This window comes from Corynebacterium confusum (genome assembly GCF_030408715.1).
GTDB lineage: Bacteria > Actinomycetota > Actinomycetes > Mycobacteriales > Mycobacteriaceae > Corynebacterium > Corynebacterium confusum.
This window is the reverse complement of the sequence record NZ_CP047202.1, coordinates 2,391,770-2,416,058: the sequence shown is the minus strand read 5'-3', so window position 1 is coordinate 2,416,058 and position 24,289 is coordinate 2,391,770. Positions and strand designations below refer to the sequence as shown.

The window sequence follows — 24,289 nt, the reverse complement described above, 5'->3', positions numbered from 1 at the left end:
TGACGGTTGTTGGGTAAGAGCGGCAACCGTCGGATGCTATTCTTGGAGAGAGGCGAACGGCGCCGCTTACCCATATTCCTTTCCGTGGCTGGCGGCGCCGTTTGATATATCCGGGTCTCCCCCATCGTAAAGAATCTCCCTCCCAGCGCAAAGCAGATGACAAATTTTTCGGGACTCGTTATAGGCTGACTAGGATTTCTATGACTTTTAGGTCGGGGTTGCGTAGACTGTAGCGGCGTACATAAATCGATAAGACGGCAGTAACGCCGCCCATGCTGATGGAGCAAGAAGGGCCATTTATGACGCACGCACTTGGACTCGACCGCGAAAAATACATCCAACTCCAGTCCGAACACATCAGTGCCCGGCGGCGTGACATCGGGGGAAAGCTTTACCTCGAGATGGGCGGCAAGCTTTTTGACGATATGCACGCCTCCCGCGTGCTGCCCGGGTTCACCCCGGACAACAAGATTGCCATGCTGGAGCACATCCGGGATGAGGTGGAAATCCTCATCTGCATTAACGCCAAGGATATCGCCCGCCAGAAGGTGCGTGCGGACCTGGGCATCCTCTACGAAGACGACCTGCTGCGCCTGGTCGACGTCTTCCGCGAGCGCGGTTTCTTGGTAAACAACGTGGTGATGACCCAGCTGGAGGACGGTAACGGCCCGGCCGAAGCCTTCATCGACAAGCTGGAGCGCTTGGGGCTTAAGGTCGCTCGGCACCACATCATTCCCGGTTACCCGACCGACACGGACCTGATCGTCTCCGAGGAGGGGCTGGGGCGCAACGAATTCGCCGAGACCACCCGGGACCTCGTGGTGGTCACTGCGCCGGGGCCGGGCTCCGGCAAGCTGGCCACCGCGTTGAGCCAGATTTACCATGAGCACCAGCGCGGCGTGCAGGCCGGCTACGCCAAGTTCGAGACCTTCCCCATCTGGAACCTGCCGCTCGAGCACCCGGTCAACCTAGCCTACGAGGCCGCGACCGTGGACCTGAACGACTCGAATATTATCGATCACTTCCACCTGTCGGCCTACGGGGAATCCACGGTGAATTACAACCGCGACGTGGAGGCCTTCCCGCTGCTCAAGTCGCTGCTGGAGCGCCTGACGGGTCAGACCCCCTACCAGTCCCCCACGGATATGGGCGTCAACATGGCCGGCCTGTGCATTACTGACGACGCCGTCTGCTGCGCCGCCTCCCAGCAGGAGATCATCCGCCGCTACTTCAAGGCCCTGGTCGAAGAAGCTCGCGAGGGCCTGGATTCCATCCAGTCCGACCGCGCCGCGGTCATCATGGCCAAGGCCGGCATCCGCGTCGAGGACCGCCCGGTAGTCGAGCCGGCGCGCCGGCGCGCCCAGGAGACCGGCGACCCGGCCTCCGCGCTGGAGCTGGCCGACGGCACCATCATCACCGGCCGCACCTCCGGGCTACTGGGCTGCTCGGCGGCGATGCTGCTCAACGCGCTCAAGCACCTAGCCGGCATCGACGACGAGATCCACCTGCTGTCCCCGGAGGCCATCGAGCCGATTCAGACGCTCAAGACCAAGCACCTGGGCTCCCGCAACCCGCGCCTGCACACCGACGAGGTGCTCATCGCCCTGTCCACGTCCGCGGCGAAGGACGAGAACGCCCGCCGCGCCCTCGAGCACATCAAGGAGCTGACCGGTTGCGACGTCCACACCACCACCATCCTGGGCTCGGTTGACGAAGGTATCTTCCGCAACCTGGGCGTCCTGGTGACCTCGGACCCGGTTTTCGCCCGTAAGAAGGGCCTGTACCACAAGCGCTAAGCTGCAGGTCAACAATTCGGATTTTGCCGGTGCCCCGCCTAAAATTCAAAGGCGTGAGCATCGGCAAAATTCTCCTTTACTACTGCTTTACCCCGCTCAAGGACCCGCAGGCCATCATGCTGTGGCAGCGGGATTTGTGCGAATCCCTGGGGCTTAAAGGCCGCATCCTGGTCTCCGAGCACGGGATCAACGGCACTGTGGGCGGGGACATGAACGCCTGCAAGCGCTACGTGCGCAAGACCCGCGACTACCCCGGCTTCCAAAAGATGGCCTTCAAGTGGTCGGAGGGCTCCGCAGACGACTTCCCGCGGCTGTCGGTGAAGGTGCGAGACGAGATCGTGGCCTTCGGCGCGCCGGAGGAACTGCAGGTCGACGAGGACGGCGTCGTGGGCGGCGGGGTCCACCTGCGCCCGGAACAGGTCAACGAGCTGGTCGCCGAGCGGGGCGACGACGTCGTCTTTTTCGACGGCCGTAACGCTATGGAAGCCGAGATCGGTAAGTTCAAGGGCGCGGTGGTGCCGGACGTGAACACCACGCACGACTTCATCAAGGAGCTCGAGTCCGGCAAATACGACTGGATGAAGGACCGGCCCGTCGTGTCCTATTGCACCGGCGGCATTCGCTGCGAGGTCCTCTCCGCCCTGATGAAAAACCGCGGTTTCAACGAGGTCTACCAAATCGATGGCGGGATCGTGCGCTACGGGGAGAAATACGGCAACGACGGCCTGTGGGAAGGATCGATGTACGTCTTCGACAAGCGCATGCACCACGAATTCGGCATCGGCACCGAGGATCCCGGCTTTATCCAGCTGGGCCACTGCGTGCACTGCGGGGCCGGAACGAACACCTTCCACAACTGCATCAACGAGGACACCTGCCGGCGCCAGGTCCTCATCTGCGATCACTGCGCCCAGCACACCGAGACCCAGCACTGCGGCCGGCCCGACTGCGCGGCTGCCGCCGCTCGCGCCGCGGAGAACGCGGACAACTAGCACCGACCCAGCCATCGCGTACCCGCGCTCCCCGCGGTGAGACTTTCTTAATTTAGCGCCCCGCGGGTGGGGACGGGGAAGCATCCGGCGGGCCAGTGGTGCCCGGATCTACCCCCACGGCGTGGTCCTCGGGGGTACAAATCGTCGCCCCTGGTGGATAAGGCTGGGGGAGTTATCCACAGTTATCTGTAGAATTCCTTCTCACCTCTACTTTCGCCGTCGAAGTATCCACCGAGCGCTGTGGATAACTTCCCGATTTTCTGAACTGCGGTTTTAATAAGCACAGGTCACGGGTCTTTCAAAGGTGTGAATTCTTTAAGGAAAACCGTGAATAACTTTCCTACCTGCGGCGACGGGGAGTCACATTCGCGCTGTATATTTTTTGTAACAGTCCGCGCCCGGCGGAAGTTATCCACAGGAAGGGGAGGTTTATCCACAGTCATTCACAGTTCGGCTCGTGATTGCGGGAGTCGCGGTTGCCGGCGGGGTGGGGAAAACGGGGGGAGAAGGGGAAGATGTTCTGAGAGTGGGCATGCAAAAAGGCCCTGGGAGCGGAATCCCACCTCACATAGGATTGCCGGCCCCAAGGCCTTAAAGCTGCTGTTGTCTTTGGGTCTATGGTTTGACCGTCGAGCGCCTAATTAGGCAGCTACGACCGAGAAGTTCACCTTGCCGAGAACGTCAGCGTGCAGCTGGAGCTCGACCTGGTAGTTGCCGGTCTTCTTGACCAGGCCCTTGGGCATCTTGACGATGCGCTTGTCCAGGTTCGGGCCGCCAGCCTTCTTCACGGCGTTGACGATGTCCTCAGCGTTCACGGAGCCGAAGAGCTTGCCCTTCTCGGAGGTCTTAACCTCAACCGTGACGTCGTTGAGCTGTTCAAGCTGATCGCGGATCTCACGAGCGTGGTCCAGGTCGCGGATTGCGCGGGCTTCCTGGGCGCGCTTGATGCCCTCGATCTGCTTTTCTGCGCCGCGGGTGGCAACGATGGCCAGGCCGCGCGGCAGCAGGTAGTTACGTCCGTAGCCGTTCTTAACCTCAACAATTTCGCCGGGGGCGCCGAGGTTCTCAACGGCAGCGGTGAGGATCAGCTTCATGATCCCTGCCTTTCAATTGAGTCGTTTATTCGATGATTACTGCGCACTTAGTTAGAACGGGGGTTCATCATCAGCGCCGGAGAAGCCTCCGGCCTGCGGTGCAGAATTCCACGGATCGTTGTCCTGCGCGGACTGCTGGTTGCCGCCAAAGCCACCCTGGCTGAAACCGCCCTGGTTGCCCTGGTTGCCGCCGAAGCCGCCTTGGTTTCCGCCCTGATTGGAGCCGAAGTTGTTGGAACCCGAGTTGCTTCCGCCCTGGTTATTGCCAAAGTTGCCGCTGCCGCCCTCACGCGGGTTACGGTGAACCTGGGCCTTGGCGTACTTCAACGAGGGGCCAACCTCATCAACGTCAATCTCGAAGACGGTGCGGTTGTCACCGTCACGGGTCTGGAAACTGCGGGCCTTCAGGCGGCCGTTGACAATAACGCGCATGCCCTTGGTCAGGGTCTCTGCGACGTTTTCAGCCATGTTGCGCCAGGCGTTGCAGGTCAAGAACATAGCTTCGCCGTCTTCCCATTGCTGTTGCTGCGCATTGAAGTAACGCGGGGTAGAGGCCACCCGGAAATTAGCTACGGGTGCGCCAGACGGGGTGAAACGCAATTCCGGATCGGCGACGATATTGCCTACTACGGTGATTGGGGTGTCTCCCTGTGCCATGTTCTTAAACTCCTTTTCGTGGAAACTGTAGTTTTTACAAACCCCAGTATCCGCTATTTAGCGTCTGTGCGCAGAACCTTGGTACGCAGAATGGCGTCGTTCAGGTTCAAACGGCGATCGAGCTCGAGTACCGAGTGGGACTCGCACTCTAGGTTGACGACGGCGTAGATGCCCTCTTCCTTCTTGTTGATGGGGTAGGCCAAGCGACGCTTGGTCCAGACATCGACGTTTTCAACCTTGCCGCCGTCCTTGCGGACGGAGTCGAGGAACTTGTCTAGGGACGGGGTTACGGTGCGCTCATCCTGGCTAGGATCCAGAATGATCATTACTTCGTAGTGACGCACGGACCTCATCACCTCCTATGGTCTAGTAAATGGTTTTCGGCCACATCACCTTTGCGGATGTGGCAGGAGGGTACGTTGCGTCAAGCAACCCCACCACAGTACCGCATTCGGGGCCCAAAACTGAAATCTAGCCGCCCTGGGTAGCGGCGAAAAACACCGCGCTGCCGGCGGGCACGAGCGTGAGGAAAACCAGCGCCAATAGGCCCAGGACGATGGGCGCGGTGCGCTGGCCCTTCTGCTGGTAGAGGTAGTAGGCCGTGCCAACACTGGCGAAGCCAATGACGATAGAGATAATGCCAATAATGGTGATAAGCATGATTAGTGCACCGGTTGCAGGGGATCGGAATACGGACGGTCGGGGTGGCTGCGGCGGACGGCATCGTCGGCGCTGCCGCGCATCTGCCGCAGCACCAGCACGACCATGGCCATGATGAGGCCGTCGCGCGCCAGGATGGCGGCGTCCAGCAGCTCGTGGGGGATGCCGCCGTTCTCGGCGCCCAGCATGTGCCACATCAGAAGAGGCCAGACGGCGAACTCGGCCCAGGCCCACGCGGTAACCAGCCGCCAGCGCGGCACGGCCAGCACCGCCGGGATGAGTAGCCACAGCGAGTACTGCGGCGACCACACCTTGTTGACCAACAAGAACGCGGCCACGATGAGGAAGATGAGCTCGGCCACCCGCGGGGTGTGGGAAGCCTTCAGGCCCACGACCAGGATGGACAGGCAGAGGGCGGCGAAGAGCCCGAAGGAGATTACATTGAGCACGCCGGGGGAGAGGTTGAACGCGGTGTTGCGGGCCAGCAGCGCGTAGACGGTGGTCCACTCCCAGGACCGCTCCGAGTTGAGCCGGAAGAATTCGCCCCACGCCGCCGGGTAGGCTAGCGCCACCGGCAGGTTGACCGCCAGCCAGGTCACGGCCGCAGTCCCCAGCATCAGGCTGAACGGGCGCCACGACTTCGTGCGGATGGCCAGCACCAGGTAGGCGCCCAGGATGTAGAGCGGCCAGAGCTTGACCGCGGTGCCTATGCCGATCCAGAACCCAGCCCAGCCCGGCCGGGAGCGCTGGAAGGCGAAAACGGCGGTGACCATGCAGAAGATGGAGGGGATGTCCCAGTTCGTGAAGGCGTGGACGATAACCAGCGGGCTGGCTGCGATGAGCAGCGTGTCCCAGAAGCGGTTGCCCACCAGCCGCATCACGAGCGTGATGGCCGCGACCCAGAGGATGGACATGGTGAGGGCGGTCAGCGCGAAATACCAGCCGGCGGCCGGGATGCCCGCCCAGACCACCAGCGGGTGGGTCGCGCGCGCCACGGCCGCGATTGCGCCTTGAAAGAGTCCAGCCAGCACCGGGTATTCCATGTAGCGGTTAACGCCGTCCTCAACCCAGGAGAAGGCGTAAGGGAAACCGCCCTGGTCGAGGCCGCGCCCGGCGAAGAGCGGCACGATGTCGTTGTAGCAGGCGGAGGTGTAGTGCCGGTTGCCGGACCAGTTGAGCTGCACCGCACCGTGCTCGTCCCGGACGCCGCCCGCGCAGTTGGCCTTGGCCAGAAACCCGAGGGTGAGGAAGACCCACGCGACCGCGATGACGGCGCGTGTCGGGGTCATCCAGTGCGGGCGCGGGCGGGCAAAGCGCCCGGCCGGACCGCCCAGGAAGTCGACGATGCCCCGCGCCATCGGCTCCGCGCTCAGCGCCACCCAGGAGCGCCGGCGGTCATAGCTAACGGGGGTCGCGAGGTCGGGGCCTGCCTGCGGGGCCGGGGCGGTGTCGTCCATGTGTCTTAGTACTCCTCCGCCTCGGCGCTTAGCCCAGGATGTCGGCTAAGCCGCCCTGGGGATCTTCGAGGAAGTCTTCCAGCGAGGGGTTGCCATCGCCGCCGCCGTTACCGCCGCCATTGCCGCCGCCGTTTCCACCGGACGGGGCGTTGCCTCCGCCCCTGCCGGGGTTCTCATTCTGGTTGCGGCTCGGCTCGGCCGGGGCCGGCTGCGAGGGCTGTTCTTCCTCGCCCTCGGCCGGGGCTTCTTCGACGCCCTCCGAGTCGGTCGGGGCGTAGGTGTCCTCCATCGGGGCGTAGTAGGTCGCGCCGCCGCCGGCGCCGCCGGTCCCATAGCGCACGGGCGCGGCCTGCGGGAAGGTCTCGTAGTCGGCCTCGGCCAGCGAGGTGTCCAGGATGGACTTCCAGATCTGGGTCGGGGCGCCGGCGCCGTACATGTTGCCGCCGTAGGCGTTGAAGATGGCGTCGGTGTTCTCCGCGGTACCGACCCACACGGCGGTGGCCAGCTGCGGGGTAGCACCCACCATCCAGGTGTCCTTGTTGTAGCCGGTGTCGCCCAGCTGGGCGGTACCGGTCTTGGAGGCGGACTCACGCCCGCCCGCCAGGGCGCCGTTCGACCAAGCGGCCACCGGGCGCATGGCGTCGATGACGTTGTTGGCTACCTGCTGGCCGACGCGGCGCTCGCCCTTGTCCGTCGGGTGCTCGTAGAGAACCTCGCCGCTGATGGTCTCGACCTTCTCGACGAAGTGCGGGTTGTGCCACACGCCCTGGTTGGCCAGGGTGGCCATGGCGACGGCCATGTCCATCGGGCGGGACTGGTACTGGCCCAGAACGATGCCTTCGTAGGGCTGCTTGCCGTTCTCGGTCAGGGTCTTCTCAATCCCGGGCAGGGAGCGGGCCACACCCAGGGCGTGGGCCATGTCCGCGGTTTCCTGCGTGGTGTTCTTCAGGTCCTCCTGCAGGCGAATGAAGGAGGTGTTGTAGGACTTCTTGGTCGCCTCGCGTAGGGAGCAGACCCCACAGCCGCTGCCGTTGACGTTGTTGACCACCTGCGAGCCGGGCAGCTGGTACGGGGCCGAGGAGTAGTTGGTATCCAGCGAGATACCCTGCTGGAGGCCGGCCGCCAGGGCCATGATCTTGAACGTCGAGCCGGTCTGCAGCGGCGCGTTGGCGTAGTCCCAGCCGTGCTCCTCGTGGCCGCCGAAGTAGCCGCGGATAGCGCCGGTAGACGGCTCGATGGTCACCGCCGCCGCGCGGGCGTCGTCCTGTAGCGGGGCCAGGTTGGTGTCCACGGCGTCGATGCCGGCGTTTTGAACGTTCATGTCGATGGTCGTGGTGATCCGCAGGCCCCGGGTGTTGACGTCTTCCTCGGTGATGCCGACCTCGCCCAGCTCCCGGATGACCTGGTTCTTGATGTGGCCGTTGGCGCCGGGGGCCTCCGTGTAGGCGGAGTACTCGCCCTGCTCGCGGGTCTGCGGCATCTGCATACCGGCGCGCTCCGCGGCGTCGAGCTCGCCCATGTCGACCAGGCCGTCCATGACGTAGTTCCAGCGGGCCTGTGCCGCGTTCTCATCCACCGCCGGGTCCAGGGCGCTGGGCGCCTGGATGACGCCGGCCAGCAGGGCAGACTCCTCGATCGTCAGGTCCTCGACGTTCTTGTCGAAGTAGGCGTTGGAGGCGGCCTGGATGCCGTAGGCGTTGCGGCCGAAGTAGACGGTGTTGAGGTAGGCGTTAAGGATGTCTTCCTTGGACCACTCGTTGGTCATCTTGATCGAATAGACGAGCTCGCGCGCCTTGCGCACGTAGGAACGCTCGTCGCCGACCAGGGTGTTCTTCACGTACTGCTGCGTGATGGTGGAACCGCCGCCCGCGGAGGAGTTGCCGGTGATTTCACCGAGCACGGCGCGGGCGAAACCGCTCAGGGAGAAACCGGAGTTGGTCCAGAACTCGCGATCCTCGGCTGCTAGGGCAGCGTTTTCGGTGTGATCCGGGATCTCGTCGAGCTTGACCTGGCTGCGGTTGCCCTCCGGGGGCACGATGCGCGCCAGCTGCGTCGACGAGTCGTTGGCGTAGATATAGGAGATCTGGTTGTTAGTCAGCTCCTCCGGCTCCGGGACGTCGTACTGCGCGTAGGCGTACGCGAAAATCGCCAGGGGAAGGAAGACGATTACGCCGACGACCGCGAGGACGATCCACGGCCAACGGCGCTTGTTTTTCGCCTGGCCAGCGGAGGCTGGTTTAGCCGCGCCCTGGTCATCGCGGGTGCGGGATCCACTATTGTCAGTCACTGCGACCTTAGCCCTTACTTAACTTGTAAACCTAGACTTCAATATTCGCAGCTTACCGGCTAGTGGGGCCCGCAGAAAACTAACACGCACAACTCACAGTTTCGGTCAAGCTGTGCGGTGCCGGGCTTCTGCCGTTTCCAGCAGGTAATTCCACCGACACGCCGTGCATACCTCCACGGTATGCACGGTGAATTCCAAGCCTTCCGCCGCGAACTCGGCAATCTCGCTCAGCCGCCGCGCGCTGCCGGCCCGGCGCCCCAAACTATCCCCGTAGACCCAACGGGTCAGCCGCATGCTCTCCGCCCCGCAGACCGGGCAGGCCTTGGGCAGGTCGACCCCGTGGTGCTGGGCGGCGGCCCGCAGTAGGAAATCGGCGTCGCAGACCTCCTCGCGCAGGATCCTTCCTGCCCGCAGATCGCGGATGCACTGGGCGCGCTCCCACTGGTGGGAGACCGCCTGGGTGAACACGAGTCCGGCCATCAACTGTCCCTTCCTGTCTCAAAGCCCCGGCGCCAGGAAACGGAAATCTATCGTCCCGGCGGCCGGTGGCGCCCCAATCTAGTGGGTTTTGCGCCATCTTGATCGATCCACTTGCTGTCCTGCCCACAACCGCGCTGGGCCGCGGCCTAGGCTCGGCGAGGTGAACCGGCGGCACCCTGCCGCCTTTGAACTTCAGTCACATTTTTCAGCCGAACCAAGGAGCTAGACCCGATCGTGAATGGAAAAGTCAAAGTCGCCATCGTGGGCGTCGGCAACTGCGCCACCTCCCTCATTCAAGGCGTGGAGTACTACCGTAACGCCGCCGAGGACGAGAAAATTCCCGGCCTCATGCACGCGCGGCTAGGCGACTACCACGTCGGCGACATCGAATTCGTCGCTGCCTTCGACGTGGATGCCACCAAGGTGGGCGCGGATCTGGCCGCCGCCACCCGCGCCTCCCGCAACTGCACCATCACCATCGCCGAGGTCCCGGACCTGGGGGTTAGCGTCCAACGCGGCCCCACCCTGGACGGGCTGGGCACGCACTACCTGGACAGTATCGAGGAATCTGCCGAGCCGGCCGTCGACGTCGCTCAGGCCCTGCGCGAGGCCGGGGCGGAGGTGCTGGTCAGCTACCTGCCTGTGGGGTCGGAGGAGGCCGACAAGTTCTACGCCCAGGCGGCTATCGATGCCGGCTGTGCCTTCGTCAACGCCCTGCCCGTGTTCATCGCCTCCGACCCGGAGTGGGCCAAGAAATTCACCGACGCGGGTGTGCCCATCGTCGGCGACGACATCAAGTCGCAGGTGGGCGCCACCATCACCCACCGCGTCATGGCCAAGCTCTTTGAGGACCGTGGCGTGCGCCTGGATCGCACCATGCAGCTCAACGTCGGCGGCAACATGGACTTCAAGAACATGCTGGACCGCAACCGCCTGGAATCCAAGAAGATCTCCAAGACGCAGGCGGTGACCTCCAACCTGCAGTCCGGCCCGCTGGCCGGCAAGAAGGAGAACCGGAACGTCCACATCGGCCCGTCGGACTACGTGGAGTGGCTGGACGATCGCAAGTGGGCCTACGTCCGCCTGGAAGGCTCCGCCTTCGGCGAGGTCCCGCTCAACCTGGAATACAAGCTGGAGGTCTGGGATTCGCCGAATTCCGCCGGCATCATCATCGACGCGGTGCGCGCGGCCAAGATCGCCCTCGACCGCGGCCTGGGCGGGCCGATCCTGCCGGCCAGCTCCTACCTGATGAAGTCCCCGCCGCAGCAGCTGCCGGACGATATCGCGCGTGCTCAGCTGGAGGAGTTCATCCGCGGCGGGCAGTCCTAGCCGGGCAAGCGGGCCTCCGGCGGGAGCGGGAAGGTGTTAACGTTTGCTGTACAAAACCGCTAAACTTAGGTTTCATGAATGAATCTAGCCCCGCTGAAAAGCCCCAAGAGTTCCCGTCCAGCGCGGAGGAGGCTTTCGCTGTCGCTGCGAAGATTCAACCGGCCCTGAACAAGCTGATGGTGATTTTCCAGCGCACGACCGAAGGATCGAGCCTGACCACCTCGCAGGTCTCCATCATGAACCAGCTCAAGGAGCGGGGGCCGTCCCGCGTCAGCCAGATTGCACAGGCGGAGCTCATCCGCATGCCCACCGCCTCGAACGCGCTGTACCAGCTGGAGCGGCGCGGGCTAGTCAAGCGCATGCGCGACGAAAGCGACCGCCGCGGCGTCCTGGTCGCGCTCACCCCGGAAGGAGACCGGGAGCTCGAGGAGGTCTCGAGCCAGCGCGCGCACGCTCTGGCGGAGATTCTGCGCTGGCTGGACAAGGACGGCCTCCAGACTGCCGAGGAGGTCGGCGGCCTGATTAACCAGCTGGCGGAGATCTACCGGCCCAACCGGGATTAGGTAATAGGGGAGCGACATTTATAAAATGGTCAGACAGCAATCCCCCGTAATGAATTAGGTTCATGCCCACAGACAACCTCCCTGACGATCTCGCCGAAGTAGCAGAATTGCCGCAGACCATGCGCATTTTGGTCTCGTGGACGCCGAGCTACTCCGGCACCGAGGCGATCGATTTTGCCGCCTGGTTGTCGCGGACCATGCCGGTCAAGGTGCGGGTTTTGTCTACTCTTTTGCAGCCCTGGGCGGCCACGCCTTTGTTCAAGCTGGGCAAGAAATACAAGAAATACTTCCGCAAGGAAGCCGAGGCCTGCCGCGCCGAGGTGGAAAAGGCCTTGGCGGCCGCAGGGCTGGATGAATCCTGCTGGGACGATGAGGTCTCGTGGCTGTCCAACGGCTCGTCCAAGCCGCAGCTCATCACGGAGGCGGCGAACGATTTCGCGGCGGACATGATTCTGCTCGGCCCCAACCAGGCAGCGCCGAAGGGCCGCTTCATGGCCGGCTCCACCGCGGATACCCTGCTGCACTATTCGCCCGTGCCGGTCGGGCTGGCGCCGAAGGAGGTCAAGCTCTCCAAGCACGGGGTGACACGCGTGAACTTCGCCTTCACCGAAGAGGGCGGGCAGAAGGACGATCCGGCGCTGGGGCGCGCGGCGGAGATGGCCGACAAATGGGGAGTGCCGCTGCGCATCCTCGCCTTTTCCCCGTCCGGCATCATCCACGCCCCCTTCGACAATCACCGCGATGTCGCCGACGAGCTGACCAACCAGTGGCGCGAGCAATCGCTGGCGCTGCTGGACGTCGCCCGCGACTGGGTCATCGAGCGCTACCCGGAGCTGGACGTGCGCACCGACATCGGCATCGGCAGTGGCTGGCGCGGTGCGGTCGATGCTCTGAAGTGGAAGAAGGGCGATTTCATGGTGATGGGGTCTAACCCGATGGGCCCGATCGCCCGGGTATTTATCGGCTCCACCGCCACGGAACTCCTGCCGCACATGCGCGTGCCGGTCTTGGTCTATCCGGCTGGTCACTAAGCGGCTAGCGGCTGGGCTACACTAGGGCCCACTATGTCCTATCATTGGCGGTCACATAATTCGCGCAGCTTCGAGCACCCGGAAAACGATCTGTCTACAGACGCCGATTTCAGCAACGTGCCTCGGCCGGAGCCGCACAACTTCGACGAGCTCGCGGACGAGCCGGACCCGGCCGTGATCGCCCAGAAGAACGAGCAGTCCAGCCGCCAGGCCCTGTGGTACGTCGGGGCGGTACTGGTGGCCTCTTTCGCGGTGGCCTTCGTCCTCGGCATCATCATGCGGCTGATAGGCGGATCCCTGTGCGAGGCCGGGGAGGCCACCTGGCTGTGCAGCCCCGGCCAGCAGATCTTCTGGGGCTTCGCCGTGCTCGTGGTGCCAGTCTTCGGCATGCTGGGCGGCGGGGCCATCCTGGTGCGCAAATACCGCGGCTATATCCGCTGGCGGCCGTGGATGGGGGTAATGTGGGTGCTCATCCCCAACTGCATGATCTGGATCTTTACCGGCCTCCAGTACGTCATCGTGGCGACCATGTAGGCGCCGGCCAAGGGCGTCCCGCCAGGGATTCCAGGACAAAGGCAAAAGAGCAGGAAGAGGCCCGGAAGGGGCAGTGCCTGAGCCAGTGTCTGCGGTGGCGGTTAAACTGAGTTGACCGCGCTGACAGAGATGACTGAGATTACCGACACTAAAGAGACTACCGAGACTACTGCGGACATTATTTTCTGAAGGGGAGCAAGACGACCATGGCGGCTGAGGCGAACGCGAGTTTCGACAGCTTTGACGACGGGTACATCCCGCCGGAACCACCGGACGAGGGCGGCTACCGCAGCTATTCCCGTCCGGCCAAGCGTGGCGGCCGGGAGGATTTCAACCAGCTGGCGGAGTACCGGCACCCGCCAGCCAACAAGGACGCCGAGCAGGGCGTTCTGGGCTCCATGCTGCTCAACCCCAGCACGCTCATCGAGGTCATCGAGGAGCTGGACCCAGAGGACTTCTACTACCCGGCGCACAGCATCATCTACCACGCCATGCTGGACCTGTACTCGGAGAACAAGCGGATCGACCCGGTCATCCTGGCCTCCCGGCTGGACCGCTCGCACGATCTGGAGCGCGTCGGCGGCGCGCCATACCTGCACACGCTGCTGTCCAGCGTGCCGACCGCTGCTAACGCGCGCTACTACGCCGAAATCGTGGCGGAGAAGGCCGTGCTGCGCCGCCTGGTGGACGCCGGCACCCGCGTGGTGGAGCTCGGCTTCGAGGGCACCGAAGACCAGGAGCTGGAGGGGCTGCTGGACAGCGCCCAGCAGCAGGTATTCGCGGTCGCGCAGAAGAAGACCGCGGAGGACTACCACGTCCTGGGCGATCTGATTACGCCCACCATCGATGAGCTCACGGAGCTGCAAAACGGCGGCCAGGAAACCGGCGTGCCGACCGGCTTCTACGACCTGGACAAGCTCACCCACGGCCTGCGCGCCGGGCAGATGATCATCATCGCGGCCCGCCCGGGTGTCGGTAAGTCGACGCTGGCCATGGACTTCATGCGCTCGGCCTCCCTGGCCCACGGCCGCACCTCCGTCATCTTCTCTCTGGAGATGTCCGCGTCCGAGATCGTCATGCGCTTGCTCTCTGCCGAGTCCGAGGTCAAGCTGTCGGACATGCGCGGCGGCAACGTCAGTGGTGATGACTGGACCAAAATCAATGACACCCTGAACCGCATTCAGGACGCGCCGCTGTTTATCGATGACTCACCGAACCTGACGATGATGGAGATCCGCACCAAGGCCCGCCGCCTCAAGCAGCAGCATGGCCTGGATCTTATCGTGCTGGACTACCTGCAGCTGATGTCCTCGGGCAAGAAAGTCGAGTCCCGCCAGCAAGAGGTCAGTGAGTTCTCCCGCTCCCTGAAGCTTTTGGCCAAGGAGCTAGAAGTGCCCGTCATCGCCATCTCCCAGCTGAACCGTGGCCCGGAGGCCCGTACCGACAAGCGCCCGCAGCTGGCCGACCTGCGTGAGTCCGGCTCCCTTGAGCAGGACGCGGATATGGTCATGCTGCTCTACCGCCCGGACTCCCAGGACCGCGATAACGAGCGCGCCGGCGAGGCCGACATCATCCTGGCCAAGCACCGTGGCGGCCCCATCGGCGACGTCGGCGTCGCCCACCAGCTGCACTACTCCCGGTTCGTCAACATGGGGCACGGATAGGCACCGGCCAAGTCGACCACCTTGTCCGCGTCGCCCAGGCGCGGGCCCAGGGCCACCAGCACGACGAAAACCGCGGTCAGGGCGAAGGAGAGCCCCCGCCAGGCGGGGTAGGCCCTACGGCCGCAGGCGCGCGCAATCAGCGCGCCTATGAGCGCCCCCAGGGTGTTAAACAATAAATCATCGATGTCGGTCCGCCCCAGCGCACCCAGGTACTGGACCACCTCGACGGCCAGGCTCACCGCGAAGCCCCACGCGGTCACCCGGCTAACGCTGGGTACCAGGATGAAGGCCAGCACCCCGAAGGGGACGAAGAACGCCGTGTTGCCGGCGTACTCGAAAAGCGGGGCAAACCACGTGGAGCCGGCGAATTCGTCGAAGGGGACCAGGTGCAGCTCCCGCACCCGCTGGCGCGCCGGGTCCCAGAGATAGCCGATCTGGTAGAAGGGCTTAAGGGTAGTGATGGCCACCATCACGGCGAGGTAGCACACGAGCGACAACCAGTTACGCATGGAATCCAGTAAAGCACGTTTTCCCGATTAAGTCCGGACCGGGTGGACGGTGGTGGCGGCTAGTTGGCCAGTTCCTTGTTTGCTTGTTCCGGCAGGGCCCAGGCCGCCGCAGCGGCGATGGCGAAGGAGACTGCGAAAAGGACAAAGAGCCAGGGCGCTCCGGCGGCGGCCACGATGGGTGGCACGATGAGCGGGGCGGCGATGGAGGCCAGCCGGCCGAAGCCGGCGGCCGCCCCCGTGCCGCGGCCGCGCAGGCGGGTGGGGTAGAGCTCCGGGCCGATGGCGTAGAGCGCGCCCCAGGCGCCCAGGTTGAAAAACGACAGCAGGCAGCCGGCGAGGATGATGAGCACCTCGGTGCTGGCCCAGCCGTAGAGACCGGCGGCAAGCGCGGATCCCACCAGGAAGACGGTGAGGGTGGCCCGCCGCCCCCAGACCTCAATGAGCCAGGCGGCCGCGGCGTAACCGGGCAGCTGCGCCAGGGTGATAATTAGCGTGAAGCTGAAGGACTTCACCAGGCCGAAACCGTCGGCCACCAGCAGGGAGGGGATCCAGATGAACGCGCCGTAGTAGGACAGGTTGACGCAGAACCACACGGTCCAGAAGGCCGCGGTGCGCCGGCGCAGGCGCGGCGAGAACAAGGACTCTTTCTCATCCTCCGGGGCCGTTTCCACCGCGGCGGGCGGCGCGGTTTCTACGGTGGCGCCGGATTTTTCGGCGGAGTCTTCGAAGGAGCGGACGATCTCCTCGGCTTCCGAGTGGCGGCCGCGGGCCTCCAGGAAGCGCACGGATTCCGGAAGTCCCAGGCGCACGTAGGCGGCGTAGGCGGCGGGGACCATGCCGATGAGGAGGGCCCAGCGCCAGCCGGAGTCGGAGGCGCCGACGACGAAGGTGCCGATGACGGCGGCGGCGATCCAGCCCAGCGCCCAGAAGGCCTCGAGGATCACCACCAACCGGCCGCGGATGCGCCGCGGCGAGAACTCCGAGACGAGCGTGGAGGCCACGGGCAGCTCGGCGCCCAGTCCCAAGCCGATGATGAAGCGCAGGACGATGAGCACCGCCAGCCCCGTTGCCATGGCGGAGGCGCCCGTAGCCAGGCCGTAGACGAGCAGGGTGGCGGCGAAGACTTGGCGGCGGCCCAGCTTGTCGGCGAGAAGCCCGCCGACGGAGGCGCCGATGGCCATGCCGATAAAGCCGGCCGAGGCCAGCCAGGAGGTCTGGGTGCTGCTCAGGTCCCAGTGCAGGGCTAGTGCGGCCATGATGAAGGAAATCAGCCCGACGTCCATCGCGTCGAGCGCCCAGCCGAGCCCGGAGCCAAGGATGAGCCGGCGGTGTTTAGGGGTCACCGGCAGGCGGTCTAGGCGTTGGTTGCGGGTGAGGGAAGCAGGAGTGATAGGGGTCATGGAAACTTAACTGTAGGACCTGCCCCCGTCCGAATCCAGAGTTTTATGCTCCTGCCCAGGATTTTTCTTTCCTCCTACCCCCGGATAGTGCTGCTAAAACTGCGCAGCCGCAGGGAACTGCTGACCACGAAGACGGAGCTTAGCGCCATCGCCAGCCCAGCGAAAAGCGGATTGAGCAGGCCGAAGGCGGCCACGGGGATGAGCACTACGTTGTAGGCAAAGGCCCAAAACAGGTTCCCCTGGATGGTGCGCAGCGTGCGGCGCGACAGGCGGATCGCATCCACCGCGGCGCGCAGGTCGCTGTTCATCAGGGTGATGTCGGAGGCCTCGATGGCCACGTCCGTGCCCGCGCCCATGGCCAGGCCCAGGTCGGCCTGCGCCAGGGCGGCGGCGTCGTTGATCCCGTCGCCGACCATCGCCACGTTGCGCCCGCCTTCCTGCAGCCGCCGGATGACCGCCACTTTGTCTTCCGGCATAACACCTGCGGTCACGTCCGCGCTATCGATGCCGACCTGCGCGGCCACGGCCTTCGCCGCGCCCTCGTTGTCACCGGTGAGCAGGTGCGGGCGCAGGCCCAGCTGGCGCAGCTGCGCGATGGCCGCGGCCGAGGTGTCCTTGACGGTGTCGCGCACGTCGATGACCCCTATTGCCTCCTCGTCGCGGGTCACGACCACGGCGGTGCCGCCGGCTTCCTCCGCCCGGGCAAAGGCGCTGGCCAGGCTCTGGGCATCGGAAAGCTGCGCGGCCGGGCGGCCGACGCGGATGGTGTGGCCGGCGACCTGGGCCTGCGCGCCCTGCCCGGCCACGGTGGTGAAGTCGGTAGCAGTCGGGACGGCCGAGTCGGTCTCCGCGGCGGCGCAGATCGCGCGAGCGATGGGGTGCTCGGAGCCGGCCTCCACGGCCGCGGCCAAGCCGAGGACCTCTGCCTGGCTGGCGGTGCCGTCGGCGCTGAAGACCTGGGCCACCCGCATGGCGCCCTCGGTGACGGTGCCGGTCTTGTCCAGCACGATGGTGTCGACCTGCTTGGTCGACTCCAGGATCTCCGGGCCCTTAATGAGCAGGCCCAGCTGGGCGCCGCGCCCGGTGCCCACCAGCATGGCGGTGGGGGTGGCCAGGCCCATGGCGCAGGGGCAGGCGATGATGAGCACGGAGACCGCGGCGACGAAGGCCGCAGCCACGCCGCCGAAGAAGAGGTGGACCACGAGGGTCAGCGCGGAGACAGCCAGCACCACGGGGACGAAAACCTGCGCGATGCGGTCGACCAGCCGCTGCACCGGGGCCTTGGAGGCCTGCGCGGCGGTGACCAGCTCGGCCATCTGCTGCAGGGTCGTGTCCTTGCCGACGCGCGTGGCCTTGACCTCCAGGCGCCCGGAGGAGTTGATGGTCGCTCCCGTGACCGTCGAGCCCTCGGTGACCTCGACGGGCAGGGACTCGCCCGTGAGCATGGATTCGTCGACCGCGGAACTGCCCGCGATGACCACGCCGTCGGTGGCGATCTTCTCGCCGGGCCGGACGACGAAGATATCGCCCTCGGCCAGCTCCTCGATGGGCACGCGCACCTCCTTACCGTCGCGCAGGACCGTGGCGTCTTTTGCCCCGAGGGTCAGCAGCTCGTTGAGGGCCGCGGAGGATTGGCCCTTGGCGCGGGTCTCGAACCAGCGGCCCAGCAGCAGGAAGGTGATGACCATGCCCACCGACTCGAAGTAGATGTGGTCCATCTCGGCGTGGTTGGAGCTAAACGTCATGTGCATGGTCATGCCGGGCATGCCGGCGTTGCCGAAGAACATGACGTACAGCGACCAGAAATAGGCCGCGGAGGTGCCCAAGGAGATGAGCGTGTCCATGGTGAACGCGCCGTGCTTGAGGTTCGCCCAGGCGGCGGTGTGGAAGGGGGTGCCGCCGACCACGTAGACCACCGTGGCCAGGATGGCGGCGGCCCATTGCCAGTGCATGAACTGCCAGGCCGGCACCATGGAGACGACCATGACGGGCGCGGACAGCACCGCCGCCCAGATAGTCCGGCGGGCCAGCTGCCGGGCCTCGTCGTCGCGGGCCGCGGACAGCGCGTCCGTGGGGGAATCACCCGCCGCGCCACCGGTGCTGTTGTCGCCGGCGTCGGAGAGATCGAAGGCGTCGTAGCCGGCGGCCCGGACGACATCGATGAGCGACTGTGGCGTGGATAGTTCCGGGTCGAAGTCGATAGCGGCGGTCTCCGTGGCGAAATTGACCTGGGCGTCAACGCCCTCGACCTTGTTGAGCTTGCGCTGCACCCGCGAGGAGCAGGAGGTACAGGTCATCCCCGTGACGCCGAGATCAAGGTGGGTGGTGTCAGCGGAGCGGGCAAGATCGGGGGCGGTCATTTACTTCACCTGGTATCCGGCCTCGGTCACGGCGGCGGCGACCTGCTCGTCGCTGAAGTCCTCGCCCGTGACGGTGAGCGTGCCGGTGGTGTGATCGGCGTTAGCCTCGGTCACGCCGGCAATCTCGCTGACCTCTTCCTGCACGGAGAGCTCGCAGTGCCCGCAGGTCATGCCTTCAACGGTGTAGTTCTTGGTAGCCATGGTGGCTCCTTTCCTCGGTTGCTTTTCACCCCTCATGCTATACCCCCAGGGGGTATCTGGCAAGGGCGGGTTTTCCCAAGATTGACCCGGCAGAGTCCACACCGGAAGAAACGGAATAAAGGCGCGTCCGGTACCGTTGTGGCCAACGTACCCGTACCGCGAAACTAAGGAGAACGTTACAGATGGCGACCATCGATGTGACCGAAGATAGCTTTGAGAAGACCGTTACCGAAGAGGGTATCGTCCTCGTGGACGCCTGGGCCGATTGGTGCGGCCCGTGCAAGCGCTTTGCCCCGATTTACGAGGAGGCTTCGGAAAAGCACACCGATCTCACTTTCGCCAAGCTGGACACCGAGGCCAACCAGGGACTGGCTGCCGCCCTGCAGATCCAGTCCATCCCGACCCTGATGATTTTCCGTGATTCCATCATGGTCTTCCGCGAGGCAGGCGCCCTGCCGCCGGCCGCCCTGGAGGACCTGATTGAGCAGGTCAAGGGTCTCGACATGGACGAAGTCCGTGAGCAAGTTGCAGAGCAGAACGCCCAGGCAGACGCCGAGAACAACTAGGGCTTTCGCAGCTTTCACCCCACGCTTTCCCGCGAGTAACGCTAAACTCGCGAGAAAGCGATTTTTATGCTCGATGTACCCGAGGAGTGACTTAAAAGCTATGGCTAATCCGTTCAGCAAGGGCTGGAAGTACCTGATGAGTTCCCTCGATCAGAAGATTGATGAGAACGCTGATCCCAAGGTCCAGATCCAGCAGGCCGTCGAGGGGGCCAAGAAGCAGCACCAGGAAATCTCCGACCAGGCCGCGGAGATCATTGGCAACCGCAACAAGCTGGAAATGCAGCTGAACCGCCTGGTCAAGACCCGGGAAGAGTACCAGGACCAGACCAAGCGTGCGCTGGATCTGGCGGACAAGGCTACCGCGGAAGGCGATAGCCAAAAGGCGCAAGAGTACAACGATGCCGCTGAGGTCCTGGCCTCCCAGCTGGTCTCCGCCGAAAGCGAGCTGGAGAACCTGAAGACCCAGCACGCGGCTGCCGAGCAGGCCGCGGAGCAGGCGCAGCGCCAGCAGAAGGAGTCCGCCGCCCGCCTGAAGGAACAACTGGCCCAAGTGGACCAGCTGATGGCCCAGGCCGACCAGGCAGAAATGCAGGAAAAGAACTCCGAGGCGCTGAACTCCATGAACGAGCTGGCCCCAGACGGGGACACCCCGACCCTGGATTCGGTGCGGGCCAAGATTGAAAAGCGCTACACCGATGCCCTCGGCGCGCAGGAGCTCTACCAGGACTCCGCCGGTGCACACATGCAGGAAATCGCCGCCAGCGGCACGGACATGAAGGCGGCCGCCCGCCTGGACGAGATCCGCGCTTCGATGAACAGCAACAAGCAGGTCGAGTCTGGCGCGGATGCCACCGCCGAGCGGGAATCCGGCAAGGAGGGCGAGGCCGACTCCGCAGAGTCCACCGACTCCGCGAAGGACTAAGCCCTAGCGAAAGCTAGTTATCGCGGCGGATGTTGATGAGGACGCCGCGAATCCCCGAGTGGAAGCCATCGCGCAGATTGACGCGCTGGCTTTCACTCAACGTGTATTCGTGCAGCGTCTCGCACGCGAACTGCAGCAGCGGGCGGTCGATTTCCGGGGGAAGCCCGCCGCCTGAGAGCAGGTGGGCCTGGTCGCGCTGCTCCCCGTTGGCGGCATTGTCGAACCACCACGACGCGTACTGCTGGCCCACGTCGAACGGGGTCTGGAATCCGGCGGAAGTCCACACCTCCTCTGGGAGCGGCACGTAGCGGGAGCGCAGCTTCCGCCGCGGCGCCATCATGGACGGCTTCGGGGCCGGCTTCTTGTTTTCGGGCTTCTTGTTGGCGGACAGCTGGTCCCCGGGCTTCGGGGCGCCTGGCTTGGGGGCGGGGGCGCCGGCCGGTGCCTGGGCTTGATCCAGCTTGGGGTCCGGCTGCGGTTTGACCGCGTCGCCGCCGAGCTCCTTTTCGACCCGCGAGTCTTCCTCCGGCGGCAGCGGTGCGTCGGCCTGCTCCGGCTCGGCATCTGCTCCCTCGGTACAAGGGTCGGTGCTGTCCTCGGTCGAGCTGGTGTCCCGGACGGCGGGCGGCAGCGGGCCCTCGAGGACCTGCAATTCCATCGCGTCGGCGAAGTCTTCGCGCGGGTCCAGGATGGTGGTCGAGTCGCAGGCGTGGCGCAGGGCGGAGGACATGGAGTCCCAGCCGAAGCCGTAGAGGTGGACGCGCACGCCGTTTTCCGTTGCTTCCTGGACGCCGGGGATCATGTCCGCGTCGCCGGAGACCAGCACGAAATCCGTGAACTGGCGGCCATAGCCGGCGATGACCATGTCGGCTACCAAGCGGGTGTCGACGGCCTTTTGCGTGCGGCGTTCGCCCCACTCGATGAGCTGGCCCGTCCGCAGCTGCACGCCGTCGCAGGTGCGCAGCGCGCGCTGGTAGCGGTGGGGGCCGGTGTCCGGGATGCCGTCGTACCAGTTTTGGCGGTGGACGGGGTTGCCAACCTGGTTTTCAATCATGGACCCGAGGGTGGATACCACCTCGGGAAGGTCGATTTCTAGCTGTGCGCGAGCTCCAATTTCCCAGGAGTTGTAAAAGCTAGCCAACAAATACGAGGTGTCGACGAATACAACTGTGCGTTCAAGCATGGCTCCTAAAATCCGTTTCTCTTTGTTCTAACTAAATTTCGGTACCTCCCAGTCTGCCTCATTCACGTGCTAACGTCGATCTCCTTTTTCAAAACTGCAGGTGGAGGCATGGAATCTGGAAGTTAGCGCCAGAATTTTGCCCCAGGGGTTGTGGAAAACGGACGCTTCGATATAGGTTAGTCATGTGAGTAACTAACCGATTAACTAACTAACCAACCTTCAACAACGAAAACACGACAGATCCTGAGGTGGACATGGATAACGCGACCCAACCGTTGTTCCGGCAGATCGCCACATTGGTCGAGGACTCCATCGTGGACGGCACGCTGGCGGAAGGCGCGCAAGCGCCCTCGACCAACGAGCTGGCCGCTTTCCACAACATCAACCCGGCTACCGCCCGCAAGGGCCTGACCGTGCTGGTTGACCTCGGGATCCTGGAAAAGCACCGCGGGATCGGCATGTTCGTGGCGGGCGGAGCAACCGAACTCATTCGCAAGCGACGCCGCGGGGACTTCGCCGCGGAGTATGTTGCCCCGCTCATTGATGAGGCAGTGCGGCTCGGCTACGACCGCGAGGGTCTCCTCGACCTCATCGTGCGCGTGGCCGAAAGCCGAGGCCTCTACCACTAGACCCGCAGAACCCAAAGGAGTATGACGATGATTACGACCTCCGAGTTCACCTTCGAGCCCGGCCTAACCCATGGTCTGGTGGGCCGCAACGGCATTGGCAAAACCACGTTGCTGCGCCGGATCGCGGGCCACCTCCCCTCCGAGGGTGTGCGGGTGGACGGGCAAACGCCTTTCGACAACCCAGCCGTGCTGGACAAGACCATTCTCATGGGGATCGATACCCCGCTCATCGACGGCTGGAATACGCGCAAGCTCATGACCATTGGTAAAGCTCGCTGGCACACCTGGGATGCCCACCGTGCCGAGGAGTTGATTGCGCGCTTTGACCTGCCGAGCACGAACTACGCGAACCTGTCGCGCGGCCAGAAGTCGGCCCTCGGCATCGTCTTCGCGGTGGCCTCGGGCTGCGAGAACATGCTTCTCGACGAGCCCTACCTGGGCCTCGATGCGCGCAACCAGGAGGTCTTCTATGAGATCCTACAGGAAGAGCATGGGCGAACAATCATTGTCTCCACCCACCATCTCGACGACTTGGCTGCCTACCTGGATACCGTCTCCCTGATGGGCGAGAACCCGGTTACGGGCCGGGTCGAGGAGATCTTGGAAGGCGTACTCGAGCTCACCGGCAATCCGGAACAGCTCGACCGGGCCCTGTCGCGCCTGGACGTGCCCGTCCTGGAGCGCCACGAAGGAAAGCTCGGTTCCAAGGCGCTTGTCGATGCCCGCCCGAACCTCACCGACGCCGTCTTCGAGCAGGCCCGGGAGCTCGGGCTGCGCGCCAGCGAGGTCACACTCGCCCGCGCCGTGGCGGCCCTGGCCCAGGTGGGAGGCGAGCACAATGCCTAACCGATTCCGTCTTCTTTGGACAATTAGTGCGAAATGGAAGCTTGTCGCCTACGGAGTTCTCTTCCTGTTTTGGGGAGCAGCCCTGCTTCCGAACGCGAGTGTTTGGGAATCGGTACTCGTTAGTGCCAATATCGCGGTGTCGGCGTCGCTAACGGTCCCCGAATTCGCGCCGTTCCAATTGTTGGGGCTGCCGGCCCGCGAGTGGCAGAAGCTTCGCAAAGTCCATGCCGGTTTCTTTCTGCTGCCGGCTGGCATCTCAGCTCTGGTCGCCCAATGGTGGATTGCCCTGCCGACCGTCGCGATCGTCGGTTTGATCTGGTTCAGACCTGGCGAACCGGAGCGAAAGTCTTTGTCGGAACGCCTACCGGAAACGGAGGGGCGGACCGACAATGGGATTTTCCCGGGCACGCCGGCGGCACAAATTGTCTATCGGCCCTTGGTTCGCAGCTGGCTTACGGTCTGGGCGGTAGCGGGTCTGGTAGTCATCACCCTCGGCATCATCGACCACTTTTGGAGCTGGACGAACCCTATTGCGGTGGCGGCAGGGGTCACCGGAGTACAGGTGCCGATCGTGATGGACACCGTCCGGCAGACCTGGCGGGACAATCTCGCCTTCGGTGGCACGCGCCGGTCTTGGGCAAATGCCGTATGGCTGACCGGCTGGTTGAGCGTAGCGTTGGCGTTGTTCTTGGGAGGCCTGGAATTTCTCCTCGGTTACAGCGATATCTGGCAGGTGGTTTTTGTGGCTTCCTGGATTGCGCCCATTGCCGTCACGCTAGAACTGATCTCCAAAAAGAACTGGTGGGCGTTCGCCGCGGTCTTGGTCATGCTTTCCGTAAGCATTGCCGCCTGGGTGAAGTTCCCCGGATGGGGAGTGGCGCTGCACGGCTTTCCCCTCGCGGCCTACTTAATCGCTTGGGGCCTGTTCCGGGTCTCCGCTGTCGGCGCTAGCCTGGGCGGCGGAATAGTGTGCAAACTGGGTCTCGAAAAAGCGGTTTAAAAAGCGGTACTGCCTGGCGATTTGTGGAATCTAATACCGGTGTGTAAATTCATATGGGTCAGCGCGACCGACAGCGCCCCTCCTTGAGACAAAGTCCAAGGCAGCGAGGCGGTAGGAAAACGGCCCTGA

The 24,289-nt window shown here is 64.2% G+C and carries 24 protein-coding genes; 12 read left to right on the top strand and 12 right to left on the bottom strand.

Going from position 1 to position 24,289, the window contains the following annotated elements:
- Window positions 1–299 precede the first annotated feature (299 nt).
- Window positions 300–1,796, top strand: a complete 1,497-nt coding sequence (locus CCONF_RS11150) for a DUF1846 domain-containing protein (protein ID WP_290223758.1) — start codon at window positions 300–302, stop codon at window positions 1,794–1,796.
- A gap of 53 nt (window positions 1,797–1,849) precedes the next feature.
- The gene (trhO, locus tag CCONF_RS11145; protein ID WP_290223756.1) at window positions 1,850–2,788 is read left to right on the top strand and encodes an oxygen-dependent tRNA uridine(34) hydroxylase TrhO; all 939 of its coding nucleotides are present in this window, start codon (window positions 1,850–1,852) and stop codon (window positions 2,786–2,788) included.
- 641 nt (window positions 2,789–3,429) lie between these two features.
- Here trhO and rplI read toward each other — a convergent pair.
- The 7 genes from rplI to CCONF_RS11110 form a co-directional block, all read right to left on the bottom strand.
- Window positions 3,430–3,882, bottom strand: a complete 453-nt coding sequence (rplI, locus tag CCONF_RS11140) for a 50S ribosomal protein L9 (protein WP_070768785.1) — start codon at window positions 3,880–3,882, stop codon at window positions 3,430–3,432.
- A gap of 51 nt (window positions 3,883–3,933) precedes the next feature.
- Window positions 3,934–4,539 carry a single-stranded DNA-binding protein gene (locus CCONF_RS11135; protein ID WP_290223752.1) on the bottom strand — a complete coding sequence of 202 codons (606 nt, stop codon included), beginning with the start codon at window positions 4,537–4,539 and terminating at the stop codon, window positions 3,934–3,936.
- Window positions 4,540–4,592: 53 nt separating this feature from the next.
- Complete coding sequence (gene rpsF / locus CCONF_RS11130; protein WP_210400092.1) at window positions 4,593–4,883, bottom strand: 30S ribosomal protein S6; 291 nt, start codon at window positions 4,881–4,883, stop codon at window positions 4,593–4,595.
- Between the two features lie 127 nt (window positions 4,884–5,010).
- A complete protein-coding gene (locus CCONF_RS11125) occupies window positions 5,011–5,199 on the bottom strand; it encodes a hypothetical protein (RefSeq protein ID WP_290223745.1) in 189 nt (62 codons plus the stop codon).
- A gap of 2 nt (window positions 5,200–5,201) precedes the next feature.
- Window positions 5,202–6,656 carry a glycosyltransferase family 87 protein gene (locus CCONF_RS11120; RefSeq protein WP_290223743.1) on the bottom strand — a complete coding sequence of 485 codons (1,455 nt, stop codon included), beginning with the start codon at window positions 6,654–6,656 and terminating at the stop codon, window positions 5,202–5,204.
- A gap of 28 nt (window positions 6,657–6,684) precedes the next feature.
- The gene (locus CCONF_RS11115; protein ID WP_435384079.1) at window positions 6,685–8,943 is read right to left on the bottom strand and encodes a transglycosylase domain-containing protein; all 2,259 of its coding nucleotides are present in this window, start codon (window positions 8,941–8,943) and stop codon (window positions 6,685–6,687) included.
- A gap of 105 nt (window positions 8,944–9,048) precedes the next feature.
- On the bottom strand, window positions 9,049–9,423 hold the full coding sequence (locus tag CCONF_RS11110; RefSeq protein WP_290223740.1) for a DUF5318 family protein: 375 nt from the start codon (window positions 9,421–9,423) through the stop codon (window positions 9,049–9,051).
- Between the two features lie 234 nt (window positions 9,424–9,657).
- Here CCONF_RS11110 and CCONF_RS11105 point away from each other — a divergent pair, with 234 nt between their 5' ends.
- From CCONF_RS11105 to dnaB, 5 genes are all read left to right on the top strand, one after another.
- Window positions 9,658–10,752, top strand: coding sequence for an inositol-3-phosphate synthase (locus CCONF_RS11105; protein WP_290223738.1), 1,095 nt, complete (start codon window positions 9,658–9,660; stop codon window positions 10,750–10,752).
- 74 nt (window positions 10,753–10,826) lie between these two features.
- Window positions 10,827–11,315 carry a MarR family winged helix-turn-helix transcriptional regulator gene (locus CCONF_RS11100; protein WP_290223736.1) on the top strand — a complete coding sequence of 163 codons (489 nt, stop codon included), beginning with the start codon at window positions 10,827–10,829 and terminating at the stop codon, window positions 11,313–11,315.
- 62 nt (window positions 11,316–11,377) lie between these two features.
- Window positions 11,378–12,346 (top strand): universal stress protein, encoded by a 969-nt coding sequence (locus CCONF_RS11095; protein WP_290223734.1) that lies wholly within the window; start codon window positions 11,378–11,380, stop codon window positions 12,344–12,346.
- Window positions 12,347–12,379: 33 nt separating this feature from the next.
- Window positions 12,380–12,880 carry a hypothetical protein gene (locus CCONF_RS11090; RefSeq protein WP_290223732.1) on the top strand — a complete coding sequence of 167 codons (501 nt, stop codon included), beginning with the start codon at window positions 12,380–12,382 and terminating at the stop codon, window positions 12,878–12,880.
- A 206-nt stretch (window positions 12,881–13,086) separates the two neighbouring features.
- A complete protein-coding gene (gene dnaB / locus CCONF_RS11085) occupies window positions 13,087–14,544 on the top strand; it encodes a replicative DNA helicase (RefSeq protein WP_290223730.1) in 1,458 nt (485 codons plus the stop codon).
- Here the strand turns inward: dnaB and CCONF_RS11080 are convergent.
- The 4 genes from CCONF_RS11080 to CCONF_RS11065 all read right to left on the bottom strand — a co-directional run bounded on the left by CCONF_RS11080 (window position 14,511) and on the right by CCONF_RS11065 (window position 19,014).
- Window positions 14,511–15,053: a VanZ family protein gene (locus CCONF_RS11080; protein ID WP_290223728.1), complete on the bottom strand. Its 543-nt coding sequence runs from the start codon at window positions 15,051–15,053 to the stop codon at window positions 14,511–14,513. The genes dnaB and CCONF_RS11080 overlap by 34 nt on opposite strands.
- 59 nt (window positions 15,054–15,112) lie before the next feature.
- A complete protein-coding gene (locus CCONF_RS11075; protein WP_290223726.1) occupies window positions 15,113–16,453 on the bottom strand; it encodes an MFS transporter in 1,341 nt (446 codons plus the stop codon).
- Window positions 16,454–16,527: 74 nt separating this feature from the next.
- Window positions 16,528–18,813, bottom strand: coding sequence for a heavy metal translocating P-type ATPase (locus CCONF_RS11070; protein ID WP_290223723.1), 2,286 nt, complete (start codon window positions 18,811–18,813; stop codon window positions 16,528–16,530).
- On the bottom strand, window positions 18,814–19,014 hold the full coding sequence (locus CCONF_RS11065) for a heavy-metal-associated domain-containing protein (RefSeq protein ID WP_070768798.1): 201 nt from the start codon (window positions 19,012–19,014) through the stop codon (window positions 18,814–18,816).
- Between the two features lie 182 nt (window positions 19,015–19,196).
- Here CCONF_RS11065 and trxA point away from each other — a divergent pair, with 182 nt between their 5' ends.
- Both trxA and CCONF_RS11055 read left to right on the top strand, forming a co-directional pair.
- Window positions 19,197–19,580, top strand: a complete 384-nt coding sequence (trxA, locus tag CCONF_RS11060; protein WP_290223717.1) for a thioredoxin — start codon at window positions 19,197–19,199, stop codon at window positions 19,578–19,580.
- A 100-nt stretch (window positions 19,581–19,680) separates the two neighbouring features.
- Window positions 19,681–20,502 carry a PspA/IM30 family protein gene (locus CCONF_RS11055; RefSeq protein ID WP_290223715.1) on the top strand — a complete coding sequence of 274 codons (822 nt, stop codon included), beginning with the start codon at window positions 19,681–19,683 and terminating at the stop codon, window positions 20,500–20,502.
- Window positions 20,503–20,515: 13 nt separating this feature from the next.
- Here CCONF_RS11055 and CCONF_RS11050 read toward each other — a convergent pair whose 3' ends face one another.
- Window positions 20,516–21,685 (bottom strand): NYN domain-containing protein, encoded by a 1,170-nt coding sequence (locus tag CCONF_RS11050; RefSeq protein WP_290223713.1) that lies wholly within the window; start codon window positions 21,683–21,685, stop codon window positions 20,516–20,518.
- Window positions 21,686–21,939: 254 nt separating this feature from the next.
- Here CCONF_RS11050 and CCONF_RS11045 point away from each other — a divergent pair, with 254 nt between their 5' ends.
- From CCONF_RS11045 to CCONF_RS11035, 3 genes are read left to right on the top strand one after another with little or no spacing between them, the layout of a single operon-like run.
- Complete coding sequence (locus CCONF_RS11045) at window positions 21,940–22,314, top strand: GntR family transcriptional regulator (protein WP_290223710.1); 375 nt, start codon at window positions 21,940–21,942, stop codon at window positions 22,312–22,314.
- 21 nt (window positions 22,315–22,335) lie between these two features.
- Window positions 22,336–23,160 (top strand): ATP-binding cassette domain-containing protein, encoded by an 825-nt coding sequence (locus tag CCONF_RS11040; RefSeq protein WP_353959504.1) that lies wholly within the window; start codon window positions 22,336–22,338, stop codon window positions 23,158–23,160.
- Window positions 23,153–24,160 (top strand): hypothetical protein, encoded by a 1,008-nt coding sequence (locus tag CCONF_RS11035; protein ID WP_290223708.1) that lies wholly within the window; start codon window positions 23,153–23,155, stop codon window positions 24,158–24,160. The genes CCONF_RS11040 and CCONF_RS11035 overlap by 8 nt, the downstream gene beginning before the upstream one ends.
- Window positions 24,161–24,289 lie beyond the last annotated feature (129 nt).

Bases quoted from the DNA above. Each gene is read 5' to 3' on its own strand.
- CCONF_RS11150 (WP_290223758.1), top strand. From the start codon at position 300: ATGACGCACGCACTTGGACTCGACCGCGAAAAATACATCCAACTCCAG.
- rplI (WP_070768785.1), bottom strand. From the start codon at position 3,882: ATGAAGCTGATCCTCACCGCTGCCGTTGAGAACCTCGGCGCCCCCGGC.
- CCONF_RS11135 (WP_290223752.1), bottom strand. From the start codon at position 4,539: ATGGCACAGGGAGACACCCCAATCACCGTAGTAGGCAATATCGTCGCC.
- CCONF_RS11125 (WP_290223745.1), bottom strand. From the start codon at position 5,199: ATGCTTATCACCATTATTGGCATTATCTCTATCGTCATTGGCTTCGCC.
- CCONF_RS11120 (WP_290223743.1), bottom strand. From the start codon at position 6,656: ATGGACGACACCGCCCCGGCCCCGCAGGCAGGCCCCGACCTCGCGACC.
- CCONF_RS11110 (WP_290223740.1), bottom strand. From the start codon at position 9,423: ATGGCCGGACTCGTGTTCACCCAGGCGGTCTCCCACCAGTGGGAGCGC.
- CCONF_RS11100 (WP_290223736.1), top strand. From the start codon at position 10,827: ATGAATGAATCTAGCCCCGCTGAAAAGCCCCAAGAGTTCCCGTCCAGC.
- CCONF_RS11095 (WP_290223734.1), top strand. From the start codon at position 11,378: ATGCCCACAGACAACCTCCCTGACGATCTCGCCGAAGTAGCAGAATTG.
- CCONF_RS11090 (WP_290223732.1), top strand. From the start codon at position 12,380: ATGTCCTATCATTGGCGGTCACATAATTCGCGCAGCTTCGAGCACCCG.
- dnaB (WP_290223730.1), top strand. From the start codon at position 13,087: ATGGCGGCTGAGGCGAACGCGAGTTTCGACAGCTTTGACGACGGGTAC.
- CCONF_RS11080 (WP_290223728.1), bottom strand. From the start codon at position 15,053: ATGCGTAACTGGTTGTCGCTCGTGTGCTACCTCGCCGTGATGGTGGCC.
- CCONF_RS11075 (WP_290223726.1), bottom strand. From the start codon at position 16,453: ATGACCCCTATCACTCCTGCTTCCCTCACCCGCAACCAACGCCTAGAC.
- CCONF_RS11070 (WP_290223723.1), bottom strand. From the start codon at position 18,813: ATGACCGCCCCCGATCTTGCCCGCTCCGCTGACACCACCCACCTTGAT.
- CCONF_RS11065 (WP_070768798.1), bottom strand. From the start codon at position 19,014: ATGGCTACCAAGAACTACACCGTTGAAGGCATGACCTGCGGGCACTGC.
- trxA (WP_290223717.1), top strand. From the start codon at position 19,197: ATGGCGACCATCGATGTGACCGAAGATAGCTTTGAGAAGACCGTTACC.
- CCONF_RS11055 (WP_290223715.1), top strand. From the start codon at position 19,681: ATGGCTAATCCGTTCAGCAAGGGCTGGAAGTACCTGATGAGTTCCCTC.
- CCONF_RS11050 (WP_290223713.1), bottom strand. From the start codon at position 21,685: ATGCTTGAACGCACAGTTGTATTCGTCGACACCTCGTATTTGTTGGCT.
- CCONF_RS11045 (WP_290223710.1), top strand. From the start codon at position 21,940: ATGGATAACGCGACCCAACCGTTGTTCCGGCAGATCGCCACATTGGTC.
- CCONF_RS11040 (WP_353959504.1), top strand. From the start codon at position 22,336: ATGACGATGATTACGACCTCCGAGTTCACCTTCGAGCCCGGCCTAACC.
- CCONF_RS11035 (WP_290223708.1), top strand. From the start codon at position 23,153: ATGCCTAACCGATTCCGTCTTCTTTGGACAATTAGTGCGAAATGGAAG.